Source organism: Sphaerotilus uruguayifluvii, assembly GCF_013294065.1.
GTDB lineage: Bacteria > Pseudomonadota > Gammaproteobacteria > Burkholderiales > Burkholderiaceae_C > Sphaerotilus > Sphaerotilus uruguayifluvii.
The window spans coordinates 20,059-44,188 of the sequence record NZ_JABSNM010000017.1; the positions used below are offsets into that span (position 1 = coordinate 20,059).

Below are 24,130 nucleotides of genomic sequence, written 5' to 3' on the forward strand. Positions count from 1 at the left end.
TGGGAGAACGGGTTGGTTAACATGCATTATTGAACGCGAAGTTCCCCCTTCGCCTGACAGCCCCATCGTCGATGCCGAACCTCAACGCTGCCGCCATGCAAGAACCCCGACTGCACCACGTCACCTGTGCCCACCCCGGCGGCCTGCACCGCATGGCCTATGCCGAATGGGGCGATCCCGCCAATCCGGAGGTCGTCGTCTGCGTGCACGGCCTGGCGCGGCAGGGCCGCGACTTCGACACGCTGGCGCGCGCGCTGGCCGCCGACCGGCGGGTGATCTGCCCGGACGTGGTCGGGCGCGGGCGCTCGGACTGGCTGACGGACCCGTCGCTCTACCAGATCCCGACCTACGTGGCCGACATGGTCACGCTGATCGCGCGGCTGGGCGTCGAGCGGGTCGACTGGGTCGGCACCTCGATGGGCGGCCTGATCGGCATGGGACTGGCCGGGCTGCGCGCCGCCGGCCAGCCGCCGCTGATCCGTCGCATGGTAGTCAACGATGTCGGCCCGGCGCTGGAGCCGGTCGCCATCGCGCGCATCGGCCAGTACCTGGGCCAGCCGCTGCGCTTCGAGTCGGTCGAGCAGGGCATCACCTACCTGCAGACCATCTCGGCCAGCTTCGGTCCGCACACGCCCGAGCAGTGGGCCGAGCTCGGTCGGCCGATGCTGCATCCGGCGCCCGAGGGCGGCTGGCGTCTGCACTACGACCCGGCCATCGCCGTGCCCTTCCGCAGCTGGACGCCCGAGATCGGCCGCATCGGCGAGGCGCTGCTGTGGCAGTCCTGGGCGTCGATCGAGGATCCGCTGCTGCTGCTGCGCGGCGCCGAGTCCGACCTGCTGTCGGCGCAGACCGCGCAGGCGATGGTGCAGCGTGGCCGCCAGGCGCGCTGCGTCGAGTTCGCCGGCGTCGGCCATGCGCCGATGCTGATGCAGCCCGACCAGGTCGACTGCGTGCGCGACTTCCTGCTCGGCGGCTGAGGCCGCCCCTTCCGTGCCACCCTTCTTCGCGACCCTGATCCCTTGATGAAGACCTTCGGCCTCGACCCCACCGAGGCGCCCGCCGCGATCGTCCAGCTGGCGGACTCCACCACCTCCGGTCCGAGCGCCGACAGCGTCGCCGAGGAGCACGAGCGCCTCGAGCGCGCCCGCCACTTCGCCGAGCCGCTGCTGGCCAGCAGCCGTTTCGACACCGGCGAGAACGCGCTCGAGCATGCCGACGGCGTGGCCGCGATCCTGCGCGGCGTCGGCGCGGCCCCGTCGATGCAGGCCGCCGTCTACCTGGTCTACGCCGGCGACTTCCTCGCCGAGCCGGAGGTCGTGGTCGAGCAGGCCTTCGGCGCGTCCTACGCCAGCCTGGTCGCGCACACCCGGCAGCTGGTGCGCATCCAGCGCAACGCGCGCGCCGCCTGGACCGACGAGACCGACCGCGAGGTCCAGGCCGAGCAGATCGAGCGGGTGCGCAAGATGCTGCTGGCCTTCTCGCGCGACCTGCGCGTCGTGCTGCTGCGGCTGGCGTCGCGGCTGCAGACGCTGCGCTTCTACGCCGCGACCAAGCTGCCGTGCCCGGTGGCGCTGGCGCGCGAGGCGCAGCAGGTCTTCGCGCCGCTGGCCAGCCGGCTGGGCATCTGGCAGATCAAGTGGGAGCTGGAGGACCTGGCCTTCCGCTTCCTCCGGCCCGACGACTACAAGCGCATCGCCCGGCTGCTCGACGAGAAGCGCATCGAGCGCGAGCAGGGCATCGAGGCGGTGCGCCGCCGGCTCGAGGCCGAGCTGGCCGACGCCGGCATCGCCGCCGAGGTGCACGGCCGCCCGAAGCACATCTATTCCATCTGGAAGAAGATGCAGGGCAAGAAGCTGCCCTTCGAGCGGGTCTTCGACGTGCGCGCGATGCGGGTCATCGTCGGCTCGGTGCCGGACTGCTACGCGGCGCTGAGCCGGGTGCACGAGGTCTGGCGTGCGCTGCCCGAGGAGTTCGACGACTACATCGCCCGGCCCAAGCCCAACGGCTACCAGTCGCTGCACACCGTCGTGGTCGACGCGCCCGAGGGCAGCGCGCGCCCGATCGAGATCCAGATCCGCACCCGCGAGATGCACGACCGCGCCGAGAGCGGCGTGGCCGCGCACTGGGCCTACAAGGAGGCCGGCACCAGGGGCTACGCGGGCGTCAGCGCCGCCGGCGACTTCGAGGACCGGGTCGCGCAGGCGCGGCGCGCGGTGCTGCAGCAGCTGCTGGCCTGGGAACGCGACTTCGTCGGCCACAACATGCCGGCGCAGGGCTTCTTCGAGGACCGCATCTATGTCTTCACGCCGGCGGCACGCCTGATCGAGCTGCCGGCCGGCGCCACCGCGGTCGACTTCGCCTACAACCTGCACACCGATCTGGGCCACCGCTGCCGCGGCGCGCGCGTCGACGGCCAGATGGTGCCGCTCAACACGCCGCTGCAGAGCGGCCAGACCATCGAGGTCATCGCGGCGAAGGAGGGCGGCCCGTCGCTGGACTGGCTCAATCCGCAGCAGGGCTACCTGAAGAGCCAGCGCTCGCGCGCGAAGGTGCGGGCCTGGTTCAACGCCCGCGCGCTGCAGGACACGATCGCGCGCGGCCGCGAGGCGGTCGACCGGCTGCTGCAGCGCGAGGGCCGCACCGCGATCCGTCTCGACGACCTGGCTGCGCAGCTGGGCTTCCGCAATGCCGAGGCGCTGTTCGAGGTCGTCGGCAAGGACGAGTACTCGCTGCGCAACATCGAGAGCGTGCTCAGGCCGCCGCCGGCGCCCGCACCGCTGACGCCGCAGGAGGAGGTCGCCGTCTCCAAGCCCGCCACCGGCGCGCTCTCCGGCAAGAGCGCGGTGCTGGTGGTCGGCGTGGAGTCGCTGCTGACCCAGCTGGCGCACTGCTGCCGTCCGGCACCGCCCGACGCGATCGGCGGCTTCGTGACGCGCGGCAAGGGCGTGGCGGTGCATCGCACCGACTGCGCCAACTACCGCCAGCTCGCCGCGCGCCACCCGGAGCGCATCATCGAGGTCCAGTGGGGCGAGGCGCCCCCGGTGATGGGCCGCGCGCCGGTCTATCCGGTCAACGTCTCGGTGATGGCGCACGACCGCCAGGGCCTGCTGCGCGACATCTCGGAAGTGTTCGCGCGCGAGAAGACCAATGTCATCGGCGTGCATACCCAGTCGGTGCGCGGCACGGCCTGGATGACCTTCACCATCGAGGTCAGCGACGCCGCTGCGCTGTCGCATGTGCTGGCGCAGGTGTCGCAGATCGGCGGCGTGCTCAGTGCGCGGAGAAAATGATTTGACGGCGCGGGAACTCGTGCTATAGTCGAGGGCTCGACAGGCACATAGCTCAGTTGGTTAGAGCACCACCTTGACATGGTGGGGGTCGTTGGTTCGAATCCAATTGTGCCTACCAGAGAATTTCCGGCTTCCTGGGCTGGAAGACGATTTAAGCAGGCGCGTAGCTCAGTTGGTTAGAGCACCACCTTGACATGGTGGGGGTCGTTGGTTCGAATCCAATCGCGCCTACCAGATTTCCTGGGCATGATGACTGTTCATCATCGAAGGTTTTCTGGTTATAATCGAAATCTCTCAGGAAACCCTGAAGGCACATAGCTCAGTTGGTTAGAGCACCACCTTGACATGGTGGGGGTCGTTGGTTCGAATCCAATTGTGCCTACCAGATACACGACAAAGGCGCCGGTTCACCCCGGCGCCTTTTTCTTTGTCCTCGCGCCGCGATCGGCTTGGCGAAAGCCCGTGAAGGCGTGGCCGCGGTGAATTCCGTGTCGCGTCGACGCACTTTCTTGACGCGAGGATCTTGCATTTGCGGTCGGCGCACGATCCACTGGATCCGATGAGGTCGGGGGCAAACCCTGACCAGTACCGGGCTGGCCGGTTGCCTAGAATCTTTGTGCAACGCACACAGGAGAAATTTGCATGCCATCGAATCGCCGCACCGCCGAGACCGAGGCCGAGCCCGGTCGCACCGACGGGCCGCGTGTGCTGAAGAAGTACCCGAACCGCCGCCTCTACGACACCCGCACCAGCAGCTACATCACGCTCAGCGACGTCAAGCAGATGGTGCTCGACGCCGAGAACTTCGAAGTGCGCGATGCCAAGAGCGGGGAGGACCTGACCCGCAGCATCCTGCTTCAGATCATCCTGGAGGAGGAGAGCGCCGGCATGCCGATGTTCTCGACCCAGATGCTCGCGCAGATCATCCGCTTCTACGGCCACACGATGCAGGGCCTGATGGGCGCCTACCTCGAGAAGAACCTGCTCGGCTTCGTCGAGATGCACAAGCGCTTCACCGAGCAGACCGGCGGCCTCTACGAGGGCCAGGCCTTCAATCCCGAGGCCTGGACGCAGTTCATGTCGATGCAGGCGCCGGTCATGCAGAACATGATGAGCAGCTACCTCGACCAGTCCAAGACGCTGTTCGCGCAGATGCAGGAGCAGATGCAGAAGCAGGCCGAGAGCTTCTTTCCCGGCATGGCGGGCTTCACGCCGCCGAAGACCGACAAGGGCTGAGCACGGCCTCAGAGCCAGCGCTGCAGCACCGGCCAGACGTTGTCGAGGATGCGCGGATGCGCGGCGGCGACCGGATGGATGCGGTCGGCCTGGAACCAGCGCAGCGGATCGGCCGCATCGTCGGCGATGCCCGCCAGCAGGAAGGGCACCAGGGCGGTCTTCTCGGCCCGGGCCACCTGGCCGAACAGCGCCGCGAAGTCGCGGGCATAGGCCGCGCCATAGTTCGGCGGCACCTGCATGCCGACCAGCAGCACCTTCGCGCCGGCCTCGCGTGCGGCGCGGGCCATCGCCACCAGATTGGCCTCGGTCTGCTTCAGCGGCAGGCCGCGCAGCGCGTCGTTGCCGCCGAGCTCGATCACCACATGCGTGGGCCGGTGCTGCGTCAGCAGCGCGGGCAGGCGCGCGCGGCCGCCCGAGGTGGTGTCGCCGCTGATGCTGGCGTTGACGACCGTCGCGGCCGGGCCCTTTTCGGCCAGCCGGCGCTCGAGCAGCGCCACCCAGCCGCTGCCGCGCGCCAGACCGTACTCCGCCGACAGGCTGTCGCCGACCACCAGCACGCGCCGCGCGCCTGAGGCGGCCGGCGCGGACCCGGCGGCAGCGAGGGACAGCAGGCCCGCGATACAGTCGCGACGGCTCCACTTCGGGGCGACTCCAGGACAGGTCGACATATGACGGATGCGGCGGGCACGGCGATCATCGAGGTCTCGGGCGTGAGCAAGCGGGTGCGCGATGCCACGGGCGAGCTGACGATTCTGCACGAGATCGATCTTTCGCTGCGCCGGCGGGAATCGGTGGCGATCGTCGGGGCCTCGGGCTCGGGCAAGAGCACGCTGCTGTCGATCCTGGCCGGGCTGGACGTGCCCAGCAGCGGCACGGTGAAGCTCGACGGCATCGATCTCTTCGCGCTCGACGAGGACGCGCGCGCGGCGGTGCGCGGCGAGCGCGTGGGCTTCGTGTTCCAGAGCTTCCAGCTGATGGGGCACCTGACGGCGCTGGAGAACGTGATGCTGCCGCTGGAGCTGCGCGGCGTGCGCGAGGCCCGGGCGCTGGCCACCGAGATGCTCGGCCGGGTCGGTCTGGGTGCGCGGCTGGGCCACTATCCGAAGCTGCTGTCGGGCGGCGAGCAGCAGCGCGTGGCGCTGGCGCGGGCCTTCGTCGTGCGGCCGGCGCTGCTGCTGGCCGACGAGCCCACCGGCAGCCTGGACCACGCCACCGGCGAGGCGGTGATGCAGCTGATGCTCGAGCTCGACCGCGAGGCCGGCACCACGCTGGTGCTGGTGACCCACGATCCGGGCATCGCCGCGCGCTGCGACCGGCAGATCCGCATCGAGGCCGGCCGGCAGGTCGGATAGCGTCGGATAATGCACGGATGTCCCGATCCCTCCTCTTCGGCTTCCATGCCATCCAGGTCCGCCTGAAGACCGCGCCCGACACCATCCGCGAGATCCACTTCGATCCGACCCGCCGCGACGGCCGGATGCGCCAGTTCCTCGACCGCGCCCGCGAGGCCGGCCGCAACCTCGTCGAGAGCGACGCCAAGCGCATCGACAAGCTCGTCGGCAACCCGCGCCACCAGGGCGTGATGGCCTTCGTGTCGCCGCTGCCGGTGACGCACTCGATCGACGACCACCTCGACGGCGTCGAGGCGCCGCCGCTGCTGCTGCTGCTCGACGGCGTGACTGATCCGCACAACCTGGGCGCCTGCCTGCGGGTGGCCGACGGCGTGGGCGCGCATGGCGTGATCGTGCCGCGCGACCATGCGGTGGGCATCAACGCGACGGTGGCCAAGGTCGCCAGCGGTGCCTCCGAGACGGTGCCGTACTTCATGGTGACCAACCTGGCGCGCACGATGCTCGAGCTCAAGGAGCGCGACATCCTGATCGTCGGCACCAGCGACGCGGCCGAGCAGTCGATCTACGACCTCGACCTGTCCGGCCCGGTGGCCTTCGTGCTGGGCGCCGAGGACCGCGGCATCCGCGATCTCACCGGCAAGACCTGCGACCGGCTGGTGAGGATCCCGATGATGGGCGCGGTCGAGAGCCTGAACGTCTCGGTCGCCTCGGCGGTGTGCCTGTACGAGGCGCTGCGCCAGCGTCTGAAGAAGGCCGGTGCCGAGGTGGCGACCGATGCGGACGCGGACGCGGAGGCGGACATGCCGGACACGTCGGATGCGACGCCCGCCGGTGAAGCCGACGCCGACCGCCCGGACTGACGCCGGCACGACCCCAGGGAGCCCCCGCGATGCGTGACCGCCGCTATGCCCATCCGTTCCGCGACCTGCGCGCGAAGCTCCAGGACGCGACCTCGGTCTGCGTGCTCACCGGGGCGGGCATGTCGGCCGAGAGCGGCATCCCGACCTTCCGCGACGCGCAGACCGGGCTGTGGGCGAACCTCGATCCGATGCAGCTCGCCAGCGAGGAGGGCTTCCGCGCCGATCCGCAGCGGGTCTGGGACTGGTACCAGATGCGCCGCGACGGCGTGCGCCAGGCCGAACCCAACGCCGGCCATGTCGCGCTGGCGCGCTACGCGGCGCGCCATCCGGGCCGGATGACGATCCTGACGCAGAACGTCGACGACCTGCACCAGCGCGCGGCCGCCCGGGCGGGCGAGGGCGCGCGCATCGTCGCGCTGCATGGCTCGATCCTGGCCGACCGCTGGCTCGATGCCTGCCCGCGCGGCGAGGACCTGATGCGCCGGCCCTGCGAGCCGGCCCGCGCCGAGCCCGGCCGTCCGCCACGCTGCCCGGACTGCGGCAACCGGCTGCGCCCGGGCGTGGTCTGGTTCGGCGAGTCGCTCGACTACCGCGACCTGACCGCGGCCGAGGAGGCCGCCAGCGCCTGCGACGTGATGCTGGTGGTGGGCACCTCCGGCTCGGTCTGGCCGGCCGCCGGCCTGGCGGCGCGCGCACGGCACGCCGGCGCGCATGTCGTCATCCTCAACACCCAGGCCAGCGAGATCGACGACGAGGCCCACATCGTGCTGACCGGCAGCGCCGCGACGCTGCTGCCGCGCCTGCTCGACCCGCTCTGATCTCCCGCGGAACCGCTCGACGAACGACCGAGAAACGACCATGACACGCGCTCTCTCCCTCGCGCGGCGGCTGCCGCTGGCTCTGGCCTGCGCCGGCGCCTTCGTGCTGCTGGCCAGCGGCTGCACCCAGGAAAAGCAGAACGAGCTGCGCCGCAGCATCCAGAACTGGACCGGCACGAACGGCGTGCTGGAGATCTATTCCGGCGACAAGCTGGTGCGGCGCTTCATCCGCATCGACAAGATGAGCACCGCCTACGGCACCGACGACAAGGTCGCGCGGCCCTATCGCTACGGCTACGGCATCCTCGACGAGAACCTCGACGGCGTTCCCGGCGATGGCGAGAAGCGGGTGTACTTCGAGGTCAGCGACTACTCGACGCCCTACGTCTTCTACGAGAGCCCGCGTTGACCGGTCTGGTCGCGCTGTTCGCGGCGACCTTTCTCGAGCTGTGCGGGCTGTTCATGTACGGCCCGCTGCTGCTGTTCACGCTGAAGGCGCGCGGGCTCGACAGCGCCTGGATCGGCCTGTTCGGCGCGACGCAGTGGCTGGGCATGGCACTGGCCACGCCCTTCACCGCCGGCTGGGTGCGCCGGCTCGGCGCGCGCCGCGCGCTGCTGCTGGCCGCGGCGGTGCCGCTGGCGGCCTGTGCAGGCATCAACCTGAGCGATTCGGTGCCGCTGTGGGCCGCGCTCTACCTGATCGCCGGCATGGCGGGCGCGCTGCGCTGGATCGTCGCCGAGGCGATGGTGGCCGAGCTGGCGCCACCCGAGCGGCGAGGGCGCATCGTCGGCCTGTTCGAGACGATGGTCGGGCTGACCTTCGTCGTCGGCCCGGCCTGCCTGTCGGCGCTGACCGGCGCCGGCCTGGATGCGAGCTGGATCCGCTGGCTGGCGGTCGCGCTGCTGGCCGCGGCGCTGCTGCTGAGCCTGCGGGTGCCGGCGCTGCACAGCCATCTGGAGGACGACGGCGCCCGGCCGGGCCTGAGCGGCATCCTGGATGCGCTGCGCGACGCGCCGGCGGTGATGGCCGCGGGCCTGATCGGCGGCTTCTTCGAGGCGGGGCTGTCCAGCGTGCTGCCGCTCTACGGCCTGGCGATCGGGCTGGGCGCGGCGCTGGCGGCGCTGCTGGTGTCGGCCAGCGGCCTGGGCAGCGCGGTGATGATGGTGCCGGTGGGCGAGCTGGTCGACCGCTTCGGCCGCCAGGCGACCTGGACGCTCTGCGCGCTGGTCAACCTGGGCGCCACGCTGCTGCTGCCGTGGGTGGGCGAGGCCGGCGCGCTGGCCTGGCTGATCGCGCTGCTGTGGGGCGGCGCCGGCGGCGGGCTCTACACCGTGGCGATGATCGACATCGGCCACCGCCACCAGGGCGTCGCGCTGGTCAGCGCGACGGCCGTGCTGGTGATGTCCTACACGCTGGGCGGCATGATGGCGCCGGCGCTGGGGGGCATGGCGCTGCAGTGGTCGCCGCGGACCGGGTTTCCACTGCTGCTGGCGGCCTGGGCGCTGGCCGGCGTGCTGGCGATCACGCTCATGCCAGACCGAAGGCCCCGACCGCCGCGCCCAGCGCGATCAGCCACATCGGACTGAGCCGGGTGCGCAGCATCACGGCCACCGTGACCAGCATCAGCACCGCGCTGCCCGCGATCTGCGGCACCGGCAGGCGCCACGCCGGCTGCGACAGGATCCAGCCGCTCGACAGCAGCAGTCCGACGGTGATCGCCGACATGCCGCCGGTGAAGGCGCGCACCGCGAGATGATCGCGCCGTCGCAGGCCCCAGCGGGTCGCGGCCCAGGCCAGCGTGGTGCTCGGCAGCAGCATGCCGGCCATCGAGGCGCAGACACCCGCCGGCCCGGCGACGTTCCAGCCGATCACCGCGACGAACAGCAGGTTCGGCCCCGGCGCGGCCTGCGCCAGCGCGATCGAGTCGGTGAACTGCGCATCGCCCAGCCAGCCGCGCTCCTCGACGACGAAGCGGTGGATGTCGGGCACGGTGGCCACCGCGCCGCCGATCGACAGCAGCGACATCACCATGAAGTGCAGGAACATCGCCCCGAGGTCGACTGGCACGGCGGGACTCATCGCTCGACCTCGGCACGCCGGATCACCCACGCGGCGTGCAGCACCGCGACGCTGCCCAGGCCCAGCACCACCGCGGCCATCGGCCAGCGCAGCGCGCCCACCGCCAGCGCGGTCAGCCCGGCATAGACCAGACCGACGCGCCGGCCCAGCGGCTGCTTCGCCAGCCCGCCCATCAGCTTCAGGCCGGTCGCCAGGATCATGCCGGCCGAGACCGCGCCCATGCCGCGCAAGGCCCCCGCCAGCGCCGGCAGGTCGGGGGCCAGGCGGCCGTAGAGCACGGTGGCGGCCAGCACCACCGCCATCGGCGGCAGGATCATGCCGCCCATCGCGGCCAGCGCGCCGCGCCAGCCGAAGAAGCGGTCGCCGATCATCAGCGAGAGGTTGACCACGTTCGGCCCGGGCAGCACCTGGCCGGCGGCCAGCAGCTCGAGGAACTCGGTCTTCGTCAGCCAGCGGCGCTGCTCGACCACCACCCGCTGCGCGATCGCGATGACACCGCCGAAGCCCTGCAGCGCCAGCAGGCTGAAGGCCGTGAACAGCGCCCAGGGCGAGGCCGGACGCTCAGACATGGTCCGGATCCCGGCGCAGGCGCCGCTCGGCCCAGACGCTCAGCGCCAGGGCCAGCAACGTCCAGCCCACGCTGACCTGATGCAGCGGATCGAAGCCCAGCGTGCCGACGATGGCGCCGCCCGAGGCCGCGCCGATCGCCTGGCCGAGGTAGATCGCCGAGGTGTTGAGCGCCAGCAGCGCCGGCGCCAGCGCGGGCGCGGCAGCGCCGAGGCGTGCCTGCTGGGCCGAGTTGATCGCGAAGGTGCCGAAGGCCCACGGCGCCATCACCAGCAGCAGCAGCGGCACGCTGGTGCCCAGCGGCCAGACGAGCTGGCCCAGCGCGATGCCGCACAGGAACAGCCGCACCGCGCGCGCCGGCCCCAGGCGGTCGACGCGCCGGCTCAGCAGCAGGTTGCCCGCCAGCCCCCAGGCGCCGAAGACCATGAACAGCACGCTGGTCTCGAGCGCACCGGCGCCGATCACCTGGCGGTAATAGGGCGCGATGTAGGAGAAGAGCGTGAACTGGCCGGCCCCGGCCACCGCCGTCACCAGCACGATGGCCATCAGCACCGGATGCGTGAGCGCCTCGGCCCAGCGCGCCAGCGACAGCGCCGGCGGCTTCACGCCGTCCGGCAGCGCCCGCCCGACCCAGACCGCGCCCAGCGCCGCCAGCAGCGCCACCAGCCCGAAGGCCCAGCGCCAGCCGAAGGCCTCGCCGATGTAGCTGTGCAGCGGCATGCCCAGCACCGAGGCCAGCGACCAGCCGAGAAAGATCGAGGTGATCGCCCGTCCGCGCCGCTCGGGCCGCGCCATCCAGCCGATCGCCGCGGCCGCCTGCGGCGTGAACACCGCCGCGCCCAGCATGGTCAGCGCACGCAGCGGCAGCAGCGTGGCGTAGTCCGGGGCCAGCGCGCACAGCAGATGACCGGCCGCGTACCAGGCCAGCGTCCACTGCAGCAGCCGGCGCCGGTCCCGGCCCGACAGCAGCGCCGCCAGCAGCGGCGCGCCGATGCACATGAAGACCGCGCCGGCGCTGATGAGCTGCCCGCCCACCGCCACCGACACCTGCAGCGAGCGCACCAGATCGTTGAGCGAGCCGCCGACCACCATCACGCCGCAGCCGATGGTGAAGTTGCCGAAGCGCAGCGCGTTCTGCGCCGAGGCCAGCGCCGCGCCGTCGACCGAGCCGGCCTGCAAGGCGGGTGCAGCGGGCGCGCGGGCCGCGCTGGAAGACGGTGAGGGCGTCGGGCTCATCCGGCCTCAGAGACCGGGGTGGAGCTTGAAGGCGTCCGGATTGACGATGTTCGTCGGCTTGCCGGCCAGGTAGGCCGAGACATTGTCGAAGGCCGCCTTGAAGTAGCGCTCGTAGCTGTCGAGCTCGACGTAGCCGATGTGCGGCGTGCACACCGCGTTCTCCAGCCGCAGCAGCGGATGGCCCTGCAGGATCGGCTCGCTCTCGAAGACGTCGACCGCCGCCATGCCGGGGCGGCCGCGGTTGAGCGCCGTCACCAGCAGGCTGTCGCCGATCAGCTCGGCGCGCGAGGTGTTGACCAGCAGCGAGGTCGGCTTCATCCGCGACAGGTCGTCCATCGTCACCAGGCCGCGCGTCTCCGGCGTCAGGCGCAGGTGCAGGCTCAGCACGTCGGCGTCCGTGAAGAAGTCCTCGCGCGAGGCCGCCGCCTCGAAGCCGTCGGCCACGGCCCGTTCGCGCGAGGCCTCGCTGCCCCAGACCTGCACCTTCATGCCGAAGGCGCGGCCGTAGCCCGCGACCAGCCGGCCGATGCGGCCGTAGCCCCACAGGCCGAGCGTGCGGCCCGACAGCGTCAGCCCGAGGCCGAAGTTCGGCGGCATCGAGCCGGCCTTCAGACCGGACTGCTGCCAGGCGCCGTGCTTGAGGTTGCCGATGTACTGCGGCAGCCGGCGCATCGAGGCCATGATCAGCGACCAGGTCAGCTCGGCCGGCGCCACCGGCGAGCCCACGCCTTCGGCCACCGCGATGCCCAGGCGGGTGCAGGTCTCCACATCGATGTGCGGGCCGACCCGCCCGGTCTGGGCGATGAGCTTCAGGCGAGGCAGCTTCTCGAGCAGCGCCTTCGGGAAATGGGTCCGTTCACGGACCAGCACCAGGATCTCGGCGTCCTTGAGGCGCACCGCCAGCTGGCCGATGCCCTTGACGGTGTTGGTGAAGACCTTGGCGTTCTGCAGTTCGGGACGATCGGCGCACTGGAGCTTGCGCACCGCGTCCTGATAGTCGTCCAGGATGATGATGTTCATGGGGTGATCACTCGGGGACCCGCGATTGTGCCTGCAACCGTCCCCGCGCTGCAGCGCAGCCTGCGGCGATGCATCCACCGCAGGCCGGGGATTCTTTCATTTCCTGCCTGGATCGCGCCGGTTCCTCGCGTGCGTCTGCGCCCCCGGGCCCTCATCACCGTCCTCCATCAACCGAGCCGCACGCAAGCCCAGCACCTCGCCCTGGCGGAAGTAGCCGATGACGGAGGCCGGGGAGCGGTGGCCGGTGAGGGCCATGGTCTCGGGCATGGGGATGTTCTGTGCCGCTGCCTCGGTGACGAAGCCGGAGCGCAGGGAGTGGGCGGAGAAGCCGGAGGCGTCGAGGCCGGCGAGGGCGGCGCGGGCCTGGACGATGGCGCGCACGGCCTGGGGGGTGAGGGGCTCGGCGATGGTGCCGCCGGAGTTGCTCTTGCGGATGCGCCGGAAGATCGCGCCCTCGGGGGGCGGCAGGCCGCGGGCGGTGTTGTGGGCGCGCCAGGCGTCGAGCCAGGCCTGCAGGGCCAGGGCCGCCTGGCCGACGACGGGCTTGTGGGAATCGGCGCGGGTGCGGCCGGACTGGTTGGACTTGGACACGCCCATGAGGTGCACGAAGGCGGGCTCGTCGCGGGCGCTGGGCTGGCCGGGCGAGCGCGGGGCCGGGCGGGTGTTGTCGAGCGTCGCCGCGGTGACCTCGGAGCGGCGACGGCCGCCGCTGGAGAAGGCGAAGAGCAGCAGCGCGCGGTCGCGCAGGCCGGCCAGGGACGCGTCGCAGGTGTCGAGCAGCGCCTGCAGCGGCTCGCGGGTGAGCGCGGGCTTGGCGTGGGGCTGGGCGGCGCCGCGGCGGGCGTAGCCGCGCCTGAGGCGCGCGGTGAGTTCGCGCACGCGGCCGTCGACGCACGGGTTCTCGAGGCCCTGGAGCTGGTGGATCTTGGAGAGCACGCTCACGCGGTGCGTGAGGGTCGACAGCGTGGGCGCGCCCAGGGCGGCCTTGTGGCCGGCGGCGACGAGCGCGGCGTCGACCGGCTCGGGCAGATCGTGCAGCAGGCGGCCGGCGTCGTCCTGGCGCTGGCCGTGGTCGACGATGAACTGCAGCACGACGGTCACCGGCAGCGGCAGCTCCAGGCGGCGGCCGTAGCGCAGGCTGAACCAGGCGGCCCAGTAGCGCATGGCGGAGCGGTAGCTGCGCACCGTGTTGGGCGACTCGCCCTGATCGAGCAGATCGCGCAGCGCGGCCACGGCGCTGGGGCTGAGCTCGTCGGTGGCCAGCACCGGCGTGCCGGCGGCGGGGTCGAGCGTGATCAGTTCGTATGAAATATCCATGTGCTGTATGATATCAGACAGTTCATGTACTCAACTAACGATAAGCTTCAATTATCGTTGGTTATCAATCGACCGAGAGAGGGCGCTTCATCATGAGTCGCGGGATCACCGAACAGGATGTCTGGAAAGCCGCCGACGCGCTGCTGCTCGAAGGCGCACGCCCGACCATCGAGCGCGTGCGCCTGAAGATCGGCCGCGGCTCGCCCAACACCGTCAGTCCCCATCTGGAGAGCTGGTTCGCCCGGCTGGGCGCGCGCATCGCCGACCCGCAGGCCTTCCGCGCGCCCGACACCGACGCGCCCGAGCCGGTGCGCGAACTCGCCCGCCAGCTCTGGGAGACCGCGCAGGCGCTGGCCCACCAGGCGGCCGAGACCCGCGCCCTCCAGGCCGAGGACCAGGCCCGCCAGGCCCGCGCCGAGCGCGACGCCCAGGCCGCGGAGCTCGCGCGCGTGCAGACCCTCGCCCAGGCCCAGGCCGCCGAGCTGGACGCCCTGCGCCTGCAGCTCGCCGCCACCCAGGCCGCCCAGGCCGAGCGCGACGCCGCCCAGGCCCGCGAGCTGGCCGCCGCGCAGCTCGAGCGCGAGCAGCTGCGCGAGCATGCCCGCCAGGAACAGACCCGCCTGCACGAGCAGGCCCGGGGCGAGCGCGAACAGGCCCGCCTGGCCATCGACGAGGCCCACGCCCGCGCCCGCGACGCCGAGCGCCGCGCAGCCGCCGACATGGACCGCGAGCGCCAGGCCCGCCAGCGCGCCGAGCAGCGCCTGGCCGAGCAGGCCCGCGACAGCGCCGCCCAGCTCGAGCGCGAGCGCACCCAGGCCCGCACCGAGCAGCTCGCCCAGCTCGAGCGCCACGCCCGCCTCGAAGCGCGCCTGGCCCAGCTCCAGGCCGAGCGCGACCGCCTCGAGGGCGAACGGCTCCGGGAGCGCATGCGCGAGCGGCGCGCGGGGGTGGCGGCGGCGGGTGGTGGTGCGCGTGGGCCCTCGCGTTCGCGAGGGTGACGGGAAGCCGGGAAGCCATCTCGTCACCGCAATGCAGTACACCTCCCCCATGTACCGCCGCGCCTTCCTCGCCACCCCCCTGCTGCTGGCCCCGCCGCTCCACGCCGCAACGCCAGGCCCCCCCGCTGCCCCCACCTCCCTCGACACCCTGCTCGGCGCCATCGCCACCGGCTCCGACAACCTCCACGGCGTCGTCGTCGAGCGGGCCGGCGTGGTGCTGGGCGAGTGCTACCGCGACGGGCCCGACCGGCTCACCACCGCCCTGTGGTCCACCCCGACGCGCTTCGATGCCGACACGCTCCACGACGTGCGCTCCATCAGCAAGTCGGTCGTCTCGCTGCTCTGGGGCATCGCGCAGGCGCGCGGTCTGGTGCCGCCGCTGGACACGCCTGCCCTCGACCTGCTGCCCGCGCTGGCCGATCTGCGCCGCGACGGGCGCGAGGCCATCACCCTGGCCCACCTGTTCGACATGACCAGCGGCCTGGCCTGGACCGAACCCGGCCGCCTCGGCCTGCTCGACGACGACGAGTTGCGCCTCTACTGGCGCGCCGACCCCGCCCGCTTCGTCTTCGAGCGCCCGCTCGTCAGCACCCCGGGCACCCGCTGGCAGTACCACAGCGGCGGCACCGCCGTGCTCGCCCAGCTGCTCGCCGAGCGCACCGGCCAGCCGCTGCCCGCGTGGGCCGACGCCGTGCTCTGGGCGCCGATGGGCATCACCCGCTGGGCATGGACCGCCGACTTCCGCGACCGGCCGCTGGCCTTCACCGGGCTGCGCCTGCGCCCGCGCGACCTGGCGCGGCTGGGCCGGCTGGTGCTCGGTCAGGGGCGCTGGCAGGGCCGCGAGGTGGTGCCCGCCGCCTGGCTGGCCGAGTCCCTGCAGCCGCGCGTGGACGTGCCGCCACTCGGCCCGGTGCTGACCGGGCTGCGCTACGGCCGCTTCTGGTGGCATGGACAGATCCCCGCCGACCCGCGCCCGGCACACCGCGACAGCCCCCTGTCCTGGACCGCCGGCTTCGGCAACGGCGGCCAGCGGCTCTACCTGGTGCCGGCGCTGGACCTCGTGGTCGCGGTGTCCGCCGGCGCCTACGGGGAGCCGGCGGTGAATGCGCGCGTGGACCGCCTGCTGCGGGATGTGGTGGGCAGCGTGTCGGGCTGAAGGGGATGTCGAGGGGGAGCGTCATCCGGGGACCCGCGCGAGGCCACGGCCGCCGGCCCGAGGCCGCTCAGCTCATGTGCCGCGCGACCTGCCCCGCGGGCGCCGGCTCGCCGGGATGGCGGCTCAGCGCCATCGGCATCGAGACGAAGGCGGTGAAGATCACCGGCACCAGCGTCAGGACGACGGTGCCGGTCAGGCGGGCGAGAAAACGGTGCAGTTCGGCGTGCATGGCGGACTCCTGGATGGGGGACGCACATCGCGCACGAGGCACGATGCGTTCCGGCCAGTGTCTGCGCCGGCGCTTGAACCTCGGCTGAACGGCCAGGTCGGACCGGCGACAGGCGGGCGTGCGCTTTCGCCGGAGCGGGGCCCCGCGCGAGGCCTGCCCCGCCCCCATCACCCCCCGATGCAGCCTCACCACCACCTCCCCCGTGGGCTGGCGGCGGCGGGTGGTGCGCGTGGGCCCTCGCGTTCGCGAGGGTGACGGCAGAGGTGCGAGGGTGATGGAATTGGGTGCCGTCATCCCCGCGAAGGCGGGGACCCACGCATCATCCCCGCGCCCCCTTCCCGTCATCCCCGCGAAGGCGGGGATCCACGCAGGGCACAGCGGATGTTCACCGTGGGCCCTCGCCTTCGCGAGGGTGACGGAGAAAGGTGCAAGGGTGACGGGCTTGACCCGCGATCTCCCCCCACAGGTCGCGCCACTCCGGGTTGCCCTCCTCGATCAGGCGGATCTTCCACTCGCGCCGCCAGTGCTTGAGCGCCTTCTCGCGCGCGATGGCCGCGGGCATCGTCTCGTGCTGCTCGTACCAGACCAGCCGCTTGACGCCATGCCGCGCGGTGAAGCCGTCCGCCAGCCCTTGCCGGTGCTGCCAGACGCGCTGCACCAGGTTGGAGGTCACGCCGATGTACAGCGTGCCCAGGCGCTGGCTGGCCAGCAGGTAGACGGCGGGATGGCGGGGCTCCATGGCCGTCAGTGGAGCGCGGGGGCCGTGGTGCGGGGATCCCGCTGGAGGGGGATGAGGGCGTGGGTCCTCCGCATGGGGATGCGGGCGTGGGCCCTCGCCTTCGCGAGGGTGACGGCAGAGGTGCGAGGGTGACGGCAGAGCTTTCCGTCATTGCCGCGCCCCCTGCCCGTCATCCCCGCGCAGGCGGGGACCCACGCCGGGCACGGCCGGCAGTCCGAACCCGCCCGGGCCTCAGCGCCCTGCCGGCATGCCCAGCACCGAGACCTTCGCGGTGGTGATGCGCGTCGGCCACAGCACCTCCGTCAGGCCGGTGGCCACCGCCACGCGCTGGCCGGCGCCGGCGTCGTAGGTGATCACGCCGCCGCCGATCGCGCCGCCCATCTGGCGGCCCCACAGCCTGCGGCCGTCGCGCAGGTCCAGCGCGTACAGGTGCCCGCCCATGTCGCCGAAGAAGACCACGCCGCCGCCGGTGGGCGTCATGCCGCTGAGCACCGGATAGTTCGTGCGCGCCCGCCAGCGCCACCGCCCGGTGTCGGCATCGACCGCGTACACCCAGCCCGCCCACTGCGTGAACGGGTCCTGGCGGCCCCACACGTCCAGCGGGTTGATCGAGTCGTGGCCCGCCCAGGGCTTGCCGTCCTTCTGGGCCAGCACCCGCTCCGGCGGCTTCACCCGCACCGTGGTGCACCACTCGGCCTCGCCGATCAGCACCTGGTTGGTCACCGGGTCGAAGGCCGGGCCGTTCCATTCCGCGCCGCCCACCGAGCCGGGACAGAAATGCACGTCCTTGCCCGGCTCGAACGGCACGTCGGCGTTCTCCACCCGCGTCACCGGCACGCGGTAGCGCAGGCCCGCGTCCCGCAGGTCGAAGCCGTACAGGTGCCCGTCCTTGGGTGCCACGATCATCATCGGCACGCCCGCGGCCGTGCGGATCAGCGCCGGCGCGCTCGAGACGTCCCAGTCATGCCAGTCCTTCGGCACGATCTTGTGATGCCCGCGGTACGCGCCGGTGCGCGCATCGAGCACCACCACCGAGCCCGAGTACAGGTTCTCGCCGTCGCGCACGCCCAGCGCGAAGTCCGGCGCCGGGTTGCCCCCGGGCACGTACAGCAGCCCCCGCTCGGCGTCGAGCGTGTAGGACGTCCAGGTCGCCCCGCCGGTGATCGGCGCGCCCGCCGGCAGCGGCCAGCTCGAGGTGTCCAGCGGCGAGTCCGCCTGCGGGCCGCGCTGCACGTCGCCGGCCGTGCGCGGCACCAGGTAGAACTCCCAGTCGATGCGCCCCGTGGCCGCGTCCAGCGCGTACATGCGCCCTTTCACGCCCTTCATGTCGCCGCCGGCATTGCCCACGAACACCCGCCCGTTCCAGGCGATCGGCGCCGCCGGCACGCTCTCGCCCCGGGCCGGATCGGCGATGCGCGTCTCCCACAGCCGCCGCCCGCTGGCCAGCTCGTAGGCCAGCACCCGCCCGTCCTGCGTGCCCCGGAACACCCGCCCGTCCAGCACCGCCACCCCGCGGTTGACGTTCTGCGGCGTGGCCGGCTCGTAGTCCTCGTGCACCCGCCAGACCTCGTGGCAGTCGTTGGCGTCGATCACGAAGGTGTCGTGGTCGCTGGCGAAGAGCAGCCGCCCCTGCAGCTCGATCAGCCCGGTGTTGAAGCCGGTGTACACGCCCGTGTCGTAGGTGCACAGCACCTCCAGCCCCGCCACGCGCTGCGGCGTGATCTGCGCCAGGCTGGCGTAGCGCGCCGACTCCAGCGTCTTGTTGTAGCTGGCCCAGTCCGGCGCGGTGGCCCCCACCGGCCCCACCGCCGGCGCGGCGACCGCGCCCGGCGCCATCTCCGTCTCCAGCGTGCCCTGCGGCGCCGCCAGGTAGCGCAGCCAGTTGAACGCCCGCGCCAGCACCGGCACCGTGTCGTTCCAGCTCGCCTGCGCCGGCGCGCACGCCAGCGTCAGCGCCGCTGCCGCCGTCGCGGCGGCCGTCCTGATCGCGCGGCTCATGTGCGCGCCACCCACACGCTCACGCTCCCGCCGTTCACCCGGAACACCCCCCGCCCCTGCTCGTCCAGCACCACCTCGTCCTGGCGGTGGCCGAGGAAGTCGGTCCAGACCTCGCCGGCGTGCTCGGGGCCGAGCGTGAGGTCGCGCCCGGCCTCGCCGCCGTTGGCCAGCACCACCACGCAGCCGGGCTGCTCGGCCGTGCCGTGGCGCACGAAGCCGATGCAGCCGGGCTCGTCGAAGTGGTCGCTCTGCGGGCCGTGGGCGAAGCGCTGGCGCGCCTCGATGAGCCGCGGCAGCGCCTCGATGGCCGGCATCTGCACCCGGTGCACCTGCCCGTCCGCCCCGGTGTCCTCGTACTCGGCCCCGTACAGGTCCGGGTGGAACACGCACGGCACGCCCTGCTCGCGCAGCAGGATCAGCGCATACGCCAGCGGCTTGAACCACGCCTCCACCGGGGACTCGAGCGCCTGCAGCGGCTGCGTGTCGTGGTTGTCGACGATCGTGACCGCGTGCTCGGGCAGCGAGGCCACCAGGCTGCCGTCGAAGATCGTGCGCAGGTCGAAGTCGGCGCCGGCGCGCGCCGCGTCATGGAAGCGGTGGTGCAGCGCCACGTCGAACACCGCCAGCTGCCGGTCGGTGCGCTCGATGTAGGTCGCCAGCGCGTCGAAGTCCGGGTTCCAGTACTCGGCCACCACGAAGATGTCCTGGCCGTGCGTCTCGCGCATGTGCCCGACCCAGTCGCGGATGAACCAGGCCGGGATGTGCTTGGCCGCGTCCAGCCGGAAGCCGTCGCACGCCACCTGCTCGCCCAGCCAGCGCCCCCAGTACTTCATCTCCTCGTACACCGCCGGGTTGCGGAACTCGATGTCGGCGCCCATCAGGTAGTCGAAGTTGCCGCCCTCGTCGTCGACTTCCCGGTTCCAGTGCTCGTCGCCGTGCTCGTTGACGATGCGGAAGATGCCCGCCTCGTCCGGATCGCGGATCGCGTCCACCCCGGTGAAGCACGCCGCCGTCCACTCGAAGCGCGAGTGCCGGCCACCGCGCCCAGGAAAGCGGAACACCGTGTAGGCGCTCGCCTCCACGATCTCCGGGTCGATGCGCCGGCGGTCCTCGGCGTCCACCCGCTGCACCCGCACCCGCTCCATGTCGTCGGCGCCCATCTTGTGGTTCATCACCGCGTCGTGCAGCACCCGCAGGCCCGCCTCCCGCAGCGCCGCCGTCGCCCGCTCCAGCCCGGCGCGGTCGCCGTACTTCGTCGCCACGCTGCCCTTCTGGTCGAATTCGCCCAGGTCGAACAGGTCGTAGGTGTCGTAGCCCACCGAGACGGCGCCGCTGGCGCCCTTGCTCGCCGGCGGCAGCCACACGTCCGTGACTCCCAGCCGCGCCAGCTCCGGCGCCCTCGCCTGCACCTCGCCCCAAAGCTGCCCGCCTCCGGGCGTGTACCAGTGGAAGAACTGGATCAGCGTCCTGTGGATCGTCGTCATGTGCGGCCTCCGGATCAGCGCGCCAGCGCCAGGCCCGCCATGCGGCGCGGCTGCGGCTGGGGTTGCGGCCCCGTGGCCGGGAGCGGCGCCACGACGGCCACCGGCCCCGCCGGCAGGGGCCCGGGCTGCGGCTGCGGCTGCAGCGCCCGCGCCTGCGCCTGCACCGGCAGCAGCACGCCGTCCAGGCAGCGCGCCTGCGCACTCGCCAGGAAGCAGGCCAGCGTCGCCATGTCGCGCCGCACCGCCGCGTCCGCCCCGCCCCGGCCCGCCACGGTGTTGATGCGCACGCCCGCCGGTCGCCGCGCCGCCCGCAGGCGCCGCGCCACCGTCTCCATGACCACGCTGGCGCGCAGCCCCGCGTCCGGCCAGAGGTGGATCACGCTGCCGTCCTGCGCGACCAGGTCGGACAGCGCCGCCTCGCACCCCGCCACCGGCCAGGCCGTGCCGCCCTCGTCGCCGAAGACGTTGATCCACGTCCCCAGCGGCCCGAAGCGCCGGTGCACCTGCGCCATCAGCTCGTCCGCCTGCGCCGCATCCTGCGGGTCGCGCCCGCTCACCAGCACCCGCGACGGCACCAGACCGGCCGCACGCCGCTGCAGCAGCGCCTCGTCGCGGTCGATGAGCACCACCTGCGCCCCCTCGGCCGCGAAGCGCACCGCCACCGCATGCCCCAGTTCGCTGGCCGCCCCCTGGACGGCGACCGCATGGCCGCGGAAGCGGTGCTGCAGGACAGGTTCCTGGAAGTTCATGGGCAGGGGTTCTCCGTGATGTCGAAAGGGTTGATGACCTCCCGCCATTGGATGCGCCCGCCCCCGCCCCGCTCATCAGCCCCCAGCCCCTGACTCTGTCGGAGAAGGCCTACTTCTGCTGCCGCCCTCCCCACGCCCTTCTGCCGTCATGCGCGCCCCCTTCCCGTCATTGCCGCGCCTCCTTTGCGTCATCCCCGCGCAGGCGGGGACCCACGCAGGGCACGGCGGATGTTCACCGTGGGCCCTCGCCTTCGCGAGGGTGACGGGAGGGGGGCGAGGGTGACGGAGCAAGGTGCGAGGGTGACGGGGGCAGGTGCCAGGGTGACGGCGAAATCACCCCCCCCGATGCAGCCTCACCACCACCTCCCCCGTGCCGCCGCCCATCGCGTCGGCCAGGGTGTGGCGGTCCAGCTCGGCGTAGAAGGCCTCCTCGGCCTGGTCGAGCAGACCCTTGAGCGCGCAGGCGCCGCGCAGCACGCACGGCGGCTCGGCGCAGTCGATCAGCGCCTCGGTGCGCTCCAGCGCGCGCACGATCCGGCCCAGGCGGTAGTCGGCGGCCGGGCGCGCCAGGCGCACGCCGCCGCCCTTGCCGCGCACGTTGACCAGCCAGCCCTGCTGGCCCATGAACTGCACCACCTTGGTCAGATGGTTGGGCGCGGCGTCGAAGCGCTGGCCGATCTCGGCGATGGTGACGACCTCGCCGGGCGCGCTGACGCTGACATACATCAGCACCCGCAGCCCCAGGTCGGTGAATCGGGTCAGTTGCATGGCGGCCAGCATACGCCAGCGCCCCGCCCGGCCGCGCCGGCCTGGCCCGCCGCCGCTCAGCCCTCGGCCACGCCGCCGGTGCCGAAGGCCTCGGCGTGGATGCGCGCCGCCGGCACGCCCAGCTGCAGCAGCGCGCGGCGCTGCGCGGCCATGAAGCCGGCCGGGCCGCAGAGGTAGATGTCGGCGTCGTCGGGCAGCAGGCCCTGCGTGCGCAGGTCGGCCGGGTCGATGCGGCCCAGCGCGTCGGGCGCGGCGCCGTCGGCCGGCACGCCCGCGGGCGCCGCCTCGTGCACGAACCAGGCCCGCGCATCGGCCAGCCCCGCCACCAGCGCCCGCACCCGCGCCCCGAAGGCCTGCACCCCGGCATGGCGCGCCGCATGCACGAAGCGCACCGTGCGCGCCGGCTGCGTGCGCGCCAGGTGCTCGAGCATCGCCATCATCGGCGTGATGCCCACCCCGGCGCTGAGCAGCAGCACCGGCGTGTCGCGGTCCTCGTGCAGCACGAAGTCGCCCGCCGGCGGCGCCACCTCCAGCACCTCGCCCTCGGCCAGGTGCCGGTGCAGCCAGGTCGAGACCATGCCGGCCTCGCCACCCTGCCCGTCCTCGCGCTTGACCGAGATGCGCAGGTGGTCGCCCCCGGGCGCGTTCGACAGGCTGTACTGCCGCGGCTGGCGGTAGCCCAGCGCCGGCACCAGCACCCGCACCGACAGATACTGCCCCGGCCGGAAGGCCGGCACCGGGCCGCCGTCGGCCGGCACCAGGTGGAAGGAGGTGATCTCCTCGCTCTCGGCCTGGCGGCGCTGCACCCGCAGGCTGCGCCAGCCGGTCCAGCCGCCGGGCTGCGTCGCGGCCTGGTCGTACAGGCCCTGCTCCATGCCGGCCAGCAGCGCCGCCAGCTGGCCGTAGGCCTGCGCCCAGGCGTCCATCAGCGCCGGCGTGGCCGCCTCCTCGCCCAGCACCTCGGTGATGGAGGCCAGCAGGTGCCGCCCGACGATGGCGTAGTGCTCGCGCCGGATGCCCAGGCTCACATGCTTGGCCGCGACGCGCTCGAGCACCGGCATCAGCACCGTGGGGTCGTCGATGTGCTCGGCATACGCCGCCACCGCCATCGCCAGCGCCTGCTGCTGCGCGCCGCTGCGCTGGTGGCCCTGGTTGAAGATCTCGCGCAGCTCCGGGTTGTGCTGGAACATGCGGGCGTAGAAGTGGCGCGTCAGCGCCACGCCGTGCTGCTGCAGCACCGGGGCGGTGGCGCGCACCTGGGCGCGGGTGGGGGCGTCGAGCATGGCAGGGCCTTCAAGGCAGAGTGGATCAATAGATGCATTGTGGATGCATCTTTAAAGACCCCAAGGGATGTGGGCTCTCGCTGCCGCACGGGGGACGCCCCCCTCGCTCGGGGATTCCTCCTGGTACGCCCGCTTTTCCGGCTTTCAACACGCCCCTTGGTCACGGGAGTCCCGGAACTTCTGGCAGAAATGATCACGTAGATTGACAAATGTCTATTTCAAGACACGTTTCTCTACATCGAGGTCACCATGCACGCACGAAACAAGACCCCCCTCATCGCCGCCGCCCTCGCCGCGGCCGCGCTGCTGGGCGGCGCCAGCCCGGCCCAGGCCGATACCTTCTCGGTCGATTTCAACGGCACCTTCACCCAGGCCAATCCGTTCAGCCCGCCGCTGGGCAGCCCGCTGGTCGTCGACATGGACATCACCACCGCCGGCGACGCCAGCAGCCCCGAGACCATCACCAGCGTCTCCGGCACCATCCGGGGCAAGGCCATCACCAGCTTCCAGAACGGCATCAGCGCGACCTTCTGGTTCGACGGCTCCACCAGCCTGGGCCATTTCAGCAGCATGGGTCTGTACGCCTACACCAACGACGGTCTGTGGGGTCTGCAGGACACGAAGATCACGCTGTTGGGCCCGATCGGCAACTCGGGCTACACCTCCAGCCCGGCCGCCAACATCTGGACGACCGTCCCGCTGACGGCACCGGTGCCCGAGCCCGGCAGCATCGCGATGATGGTCGCCGGCCTGGGCCTGCTGGGCCTGCATGCCCGGCGCCGCAACAGCCTGCGCACGACAGCCGCGCCCGAGATCGCCGGCGCCACGGCCGCCTGACCGCCTGGCGCGTGGGCCCTCGCCTGCGCGAGGGTGACGGGAGGGGCGCAAGGGTGACGGGAGAGGTGCGAGGGTGACGGGAGCTGGATGCCGTCATTCCCGCGCCCTCTTTC

At 72.3% G+C, this 24,130-nt stretch carries 24 protein-coding genes and 3 tRNA genes; 14 read left to right on the forward strand and 13 right to left on the reverse strand.

The features are described 5' to 3' along the window. Positions 1-95 precede the first annotated feature (95 nt). From HNQ01_RS16705 to phaR, 6 genes are all read left to right on the forward strand, one after another. Positions 96-977, forward strand: a complete 882-nt coding sequence (locus tag HNQ01_RS16705; protein ID WP_173806563.1) for an alpha/beta fold hydrolase — start codon at positions 96-98, stop codon at positions 975-977. A 45-nt stretch (positions 978-1,022) separates the two neighbouring features. Continuing rightward, positions 1,023-3,290 carry a RelA/SpoT family protein gene (locus HNQ01_RS16710; protein WP_173806564.1) on the forward strand — a complete coding sequence of 756 codons (2,268 nt, stop codon included), beginning with the start codon at positions 1,023-1,025 and terminating at the stop codon, positions 3,288-3,290. 41 nt (positions 3,291-3,331) lie between these two features. After that, positions 3,332-3,408, forward strand: a tRNA-Val gene (locus tag HNQ01_RS16715). 39 nt (positions 3,409-3,447) lie between these two features. Then, positions 3,448-3,524 (forward strand) — tRNA-Val (locus tag HNQ01_RS16720). A gap of 74 nt (positions 3,525-3,598) precedes the next feature. Continuing rightward, a tRNA-Val gene (locus HNQ01_RS16725) sits at positions 3,599-3,675 on the forward strand. A gap of 257 nt (positions 3,676-3,932) precedes the next feature. Further along, positions 3,933-4,526, forward strand: a complete 594-nt coding sequence (gene phaR / locus HNQ01_RS16730) for a polyhydroxyalkanoate synthesis repressor PhaR (protein ID WP_173806565.1) — start codon at positions 3,933-3,935, stop codon at positions 4,524-4,526. Positions 4,527-4,534: 8 nt separating this feature from the next. Here phaR and HNQ01_RS16735 read toward each other — a convergent pair whose 3' ends face one another. Further along, positions 4,535-5,194, reverse strand: coding sequence for an arylesterase (locus HNQ01_RS16735; RefSeq protein ID WP_173806566.1), 660 nt, complete (start codon positions 5,192-5,194; stop codon positions 4,535-4,537). Here HNQ01_RS16735 and HNQ01_RS16740 point away from each other — a divergent pair, their 5' ends adjacent. Genes HNQ01_RS16740 through HNQ01_RS16760 form a run of 5 tightly spaced genes read left to right on the forward strand, consistent with a single transcriptional unit; the run spans position 5,195 to position 9,143 of the window. Continuing rightward, positions 5,195-5,878 (forward strand): ABC transporter ATP-binding protein, encoded by a 684-nt coding sequence (locus HNQ01_RS16740; protein ID WP_173806567.1) that lies wholly within the window; start codon positions 5,195-5,197, stop codon positions 5,876-5,878. A gap of 17 nt (positions 5,879-5,895) precedes the next feature. Further along, a complete protein-coding gene (gene rlmB, locus HNQ01_RS16745; RefSeq protein ID WP_173806568.1) occupies positions 5,896-6,738 on the forward strand; it encodes a 23S rRNA (guanosine(2251)-2'-O)-methyltransferase RlmB in 843 nt (280 codons plus the stop codon). A gap of 29 nt (positions 6,739-6,767) precedes the next feature. Continuing rightward, complete coding sequence (locus HNQ01_RS16750; protein WP_173806569.1) at positions 6,768-7,556, forward strand: SIR2 family NAD-dependent protein deacylase; 789 nt, start codon at positions 6,768-6,770, stop codon at positions 7,554-7,556. 40 nt (positions 7,557-7,596) lie between these two features. Beyond that, positions 7,597-7,965, forward strand: a complete 369-nt coding sequence (locus HNQ01_RS16755; protein WP_286180913.1) for a hypothetical protein — start codon at positions 7,597-7,599, stop codon at positions 7,963-7,965. Continuing rightward, on the forward strand, positions 7,962-9,143 hold the full coding sequence (locus HNQ01_RS16760; protein WP_173806570.1) for an MFS transporter: 1,182 nt from the start codon (positions 7,962-7,964) through the stop codon (positions 9,141-9,143). Before HNQ01_RS16755 ends, HNQ01_RS16760 begins: the two co-directional genes overlap by 4 nt. Here HNQ01_RS16760 and HNQ01_RS16765 read toward each other — a convergent pair. The 5 genes from HNQ01_RS16765 to HNQ01_RS16785 all read right to left on the reverse strand — a co-directional run bounded on the left by HNQ01_RS16765 (position 9,085) and on the right by HNQ01_RS16785 (position 13,776). Beyond that, a complete protein-coding gene (locus HNQ01_RS16765; protein WP_173806571.1) occupies positions 9,085-9,636 on the reverse strand; it encodes a chromate transporter in 552 nt (183 codons plus the stop codon). The two genes, HNQ01_RS16760 and HNQ01_RS16765, sit on opposite strands and share 59 nt — an antisense overlap. Then, the gene (locus HNQ01_RS16770; RefSeq protein ID WP_173806572.1) at positions 9,633-10,205 is read right to left on the reverse strand and encodes a chromate transporter; all 573 of its coding nucleotides are present in this window, start codon (positions 10,203-10,205) and stop codon (positions 9,633-9,635) included. The genes HNQ01_RS16765 and HNQ01_RS16770 overlap by 4 nt, the downstream gene beginning before the upstream one ends. Beyond that, positions 10,198-11,439: an MFS transporter gene (locus HNQ01_RS16775; protein ID WP_173806573.1), complete on the reverse strand. Its 1,242-nt coding sequence runs from the start codon at positions 11,437-11,439 to the stop codon at positions 10,198-10,200. Before HNQ01_RS16775 ends, HNQ01_RS16770 begins: the two co-directional genes overlap by 8 nt. Positions 11,440-11,445: 6 nt before the next feature. Then, positions 11,446-12,459 (reverse strand): D-2-hydroxyacid dehydrogenase family protein, encoded by a 1,014-nt coding sequence (locus tag HNQ01_RS16780; protein WP_173806574.1) that lies wholly within the window; start codon positions 12,457-12,459, stop codon positions 11,446-11,448. Between the two features lie 96 nt (positions 12,460-12,555). Continuing rightward, positions 12,556-13,776: a site-specific integrase gene (locus tag HNQ01_RS16785; RefSeq protein WP_173806575.1), complete on the reverse strand. Its 1,221-nt coding sequence runs from the start codon at positions 13,774-13,776 to the stop codon at positions 12,556-12,558. A 92-nt stretch (positions 13,777-13,868) separates the two neighbouring features. Here HNQ01_RS16785 and HNQ01_RS16790 point away from each other — a divergent pair, with 92 nt between their 5' ends. Beyond that, entirely contained in the window at positions 13,869-14,774 is a 906-nt protein-coding gene (locus HNQ01_RS16790; protein WP_173806576.1) for a DNA-binding protein, read from the forward strand. Between the two features lie 49 nt (positions 14,775-14,823). Then, on the forward strand, positions 14,824-15,930 hold the full coding sequence (locus tag HNQ01_RS16795; protein WP_217427584.1) for a serine hydrolase domain-containing protein: 1,107 nt from the start codon (positions 14,824-14,826) through the stop codon (positions 15,928-15,930). Positions 15,931-15,997: 67 nt separating this feature from the next. On the opposite strand, the gene HNQ01_RS16800 is transcribed toward HNQ01_RS16795, so the two are convergent. From HNQ01_RS16800 to hmpA, 7 genes are all read right to left on the reverse strand, one after another. Then, a complete protein-coding gene (locus HNQ01_RS16800; protein ID WP_173806578.1) occupies positions 15,998-16,159 on the reverse strand; it encodes a hypothetical protein in 162 nt (53 codons plus the stop codon). A 385-nt stretch (positions 16,160-16,544) separates the two neighbouring features. Beyond that, positions 16,545-16,898 (reverse strand): GIY-YIG nuclease family protein, encoded by a 354-nt coding sequence (locus HNQ01_RS16805; RefSeq protein ID WP_173806579.1) that lies wholly within the window; start codon positions 16,896-16,898, stop codon positions 16,545-16,547. Positions 16,899-17,129: 231 nt separating this feature from the next. After that, positions 17,130-18,896 carry an outer membrane protein assembly factor BamB family protein gene (locus tag HNQ01_RS16810; RefSeq protein WP_173806580.1) on the reverse strand — a complete coding sequence of 589 codons (1,767 nt, stop codon included), beginning with the start codon at positions 18,894-18,896 and terminating at the stop codon, positions 17,130-17,132. Further along, positions 18,893-20,380 carry an alpha-amylase gene (gene amyA / locus HNQ01_RS16815; RefSeq protein WP_173806581.1) on the reverse strand — a complete coding sequence of 496 codons (1,488 nt, stop codon included), beginning with the start codon at positions 20,378-20,380 and terminating at the stop codon, positions 18,893-18,895. The genes HNQ01_RS16810 and amyA overlap by 4 nt, the downstream gene beginning before the upstream one ends. Positions 20,381-20,394: 14 nt before the next feature. Further along, positions 20,395-21,129 (reverse strand): SDR family NAD(P)-dependent oxidoreductase, encoded by a 735-nt coding sequence (locus HNQ01_RS16820; protein WP_173806582.1) that lies wholly within the window; start codon positions 21,127-21,129, stop codon positions 20,395-20,397. 333 nt (positions 21,130-21,462) lie between these two features. After that, positions 21,463-21,897 carry an RrF2 family transcriptional regulator gene (locus HNQ01_RS16825; protein WP_173806583.1) on the reverse strand — a complete coding sequence of 145 codons (435 nt, stop codon included), beginning with the start codon at positions 21,895-21,897 and terminating at the stop codon, positions 21,463-21,465. Between the two features lie 56 nt (positions 21,898-21,953). Next, positions 21,954-23,180 (reverse strand): NO-inducible flavohemoprotein, encoded by a 1,227-nt coding sequence (gene hmpA, locus HNQ01_RS16830; protein WP_173806584.1) that lies wholly within the window; start codon positions 23,178-23,180, stop codon positions 21,954-21,956. 249 nt (positions 23,181-23,429) lie between these two features. Here hmpA and HNQ01_RS22215 point away from each other — a divergent pair, with 249 nt between their 5' ends. Beyond that, positions 23,430-24,017 (forward strand): PEP-CTERM sorting domain-containing protein, encoded by a 588-nt coding sequence (locus tag HNQ01_RS22215; protein WP_217427585.1) that lies wholly within the window; start codon positions 23,430-23,432, stop codon positions 24,015-24,017. Positions 24,018-24,130 lie beyond the last annotated feature (113 nt).

Coding starts and splice junctions, on each gene's coding strand:
- phaR (WP_173806565.1), top strand. CDS start 3,933: ATGCCATCGAATCGCCGCACCGCCGAGACCGAGGCCGAGCCCGGTCGC.
- HNQ01_RS16800 (WP_173806578.1), bottom strand. CDS start 16,159: ATGCACGCCGAACTGCACCGTTTTCTCGCCCGCCTGACCGGCACCGTC.
- HNQ01_RS16710 (WP_173806564.1), top strand. CDS start 1,023: ATGAAGACCTTCGGCCTCGACCCCACCGAGGCGCCCGCCGCGATCGTC.
- HNQ01_RS22215 (WP_217427585.1), top strand. CDS start 23,430: ATGCACGCACGAAACAAGACCCCCCTCATCGCCGCCGCCCTCGCCGCG.
- amyA (WP_173806581.1), bottom strand. CDS start 20,380: ATGACGACGATCCACAGGACGCTGATCCAGTTCTTCCACTGGTACACG.
- HNQ01_RS16795 (WP_217427584.1), top strand. CDS start 14,824: ATGTACCGCCGCGCCTTCCTCGCCACCCCCCTGCTGCTGGCCCCGCCG.
- HNQ01_RS16825 (WP_173806583.1), bottom strand. CDS start 21,897: ATGCAACTGACCCGATTCACCGACCTGGGGCTGCGGGTGCTGATGTAT.
- HNQ01_RS16780 (WP_173806574.1), bottom strand. CDS start 12,459: ATGAACATCATCATCCTGGACGACTATCAGGACGCGGTGCGCAAGCTC.
- HNQ01_RS16750 (WP_173806569.1), top strand. CDS start 6,768: ATGCGTGACCGCCGCTATGCCCATCCGTTCCGCGACCTGCGCGCGAAG.
- HNQ01_RS16785 (WP_173806575.1), bottom strand. CDS start 13,776: ATGGATATTTCATACGAACTGATCACGCTCGACCCCGCCGCCGGCACG.
- HNQ01_RS16755 (WP_286180913.1), top strand. CDS start 7,597: ATGACACGCGCTCTCTCCCTCGCGCGGCGGCTGCCGCTGGCTCTGGCC.
- HNQ01_RS16810 (WP_173806580.1), bottom strand. CDS start 18,896: ATGAGCCGCGCGATCAGGACGGCCGCCGCGACGGCGGCAGCGGCGCTG.
- HNQ01_RS16765 (WP_173806571.1), bottom strand. CDS start 9,636: ATGAGTCCCGCCGTGCCAGTCGACCTCGGGGCGATGTTCCTGCACTTC.
- HNQ01_RS16705 (WP_173806563.1), top strand. CDS start 96: ATGCAAGAACCCCGACTGCACCACGTCACCTGTGCCCACCCCGGCGGC.
- rlmB (WP_173806568.1), top strand. CDS start 5,896: ATGTCCCGATCCCTCCTCTTCGGCTTCCATGCCATCCAGGTCCGCCTG.
- HNQ01_RS16805 (WP_173806579.1), bottom strand. CDS start 16,898: ATGGAGCCCCGCCATCCCGCCGTCTACCTGCTGGCCAGCCAGCGCCTG.
- HNQ01_RS16740 (WP_173806567.1), top strand. CDS start 5,195: ATGACGGATGCGGCGGGCACGGCGATCATCGAGGTCTCGGGCGTGAGC.
- hmpA (WP_173806584.1), bottom strand. CDS start 23,180: ATGCTCGACGCCCCCACCCGCGCCCAGGTGCGCGCCACCGCCCCGGTG.
- HNQ01_RS16770 (WP_173806572.1), bottom strand. CDS start 10,205: ATGTCTGAGCGTCCGGCCTCGCCCTGGGCGCTGTTCACGGCCTTCAGC.
- HNQ01_RS16820 (WP_173806582.1), bottom strand. CDS start 21,129: ATGAACTTCCAGGAACCTGTCCTGCAGCACCGCTTCCGCGGCCATGCG.
- HNQ01_RS16735 (WP_173806566.1), bottom strand. CDS start 5,194: ATGTCGACCTGTCCTGGAGTCGCCCCGAAGTGGAGCCGTCGCGACTGT.
- HNQ01_RS16790 (WP_173806576.1), top strand. CDS start 13,869: ATGAGTCGCGGGATCACCGAACAGGATGTCTGGAAAGCCGCCGACGCG.
- HNQ01_RS16775 (WP_173806573.1), bottom strand. CDS start 11,439: ATGAGCCCGACGCCCTCACCGTCTTCCAGCGCGGCCCGCGCGCCCGCT.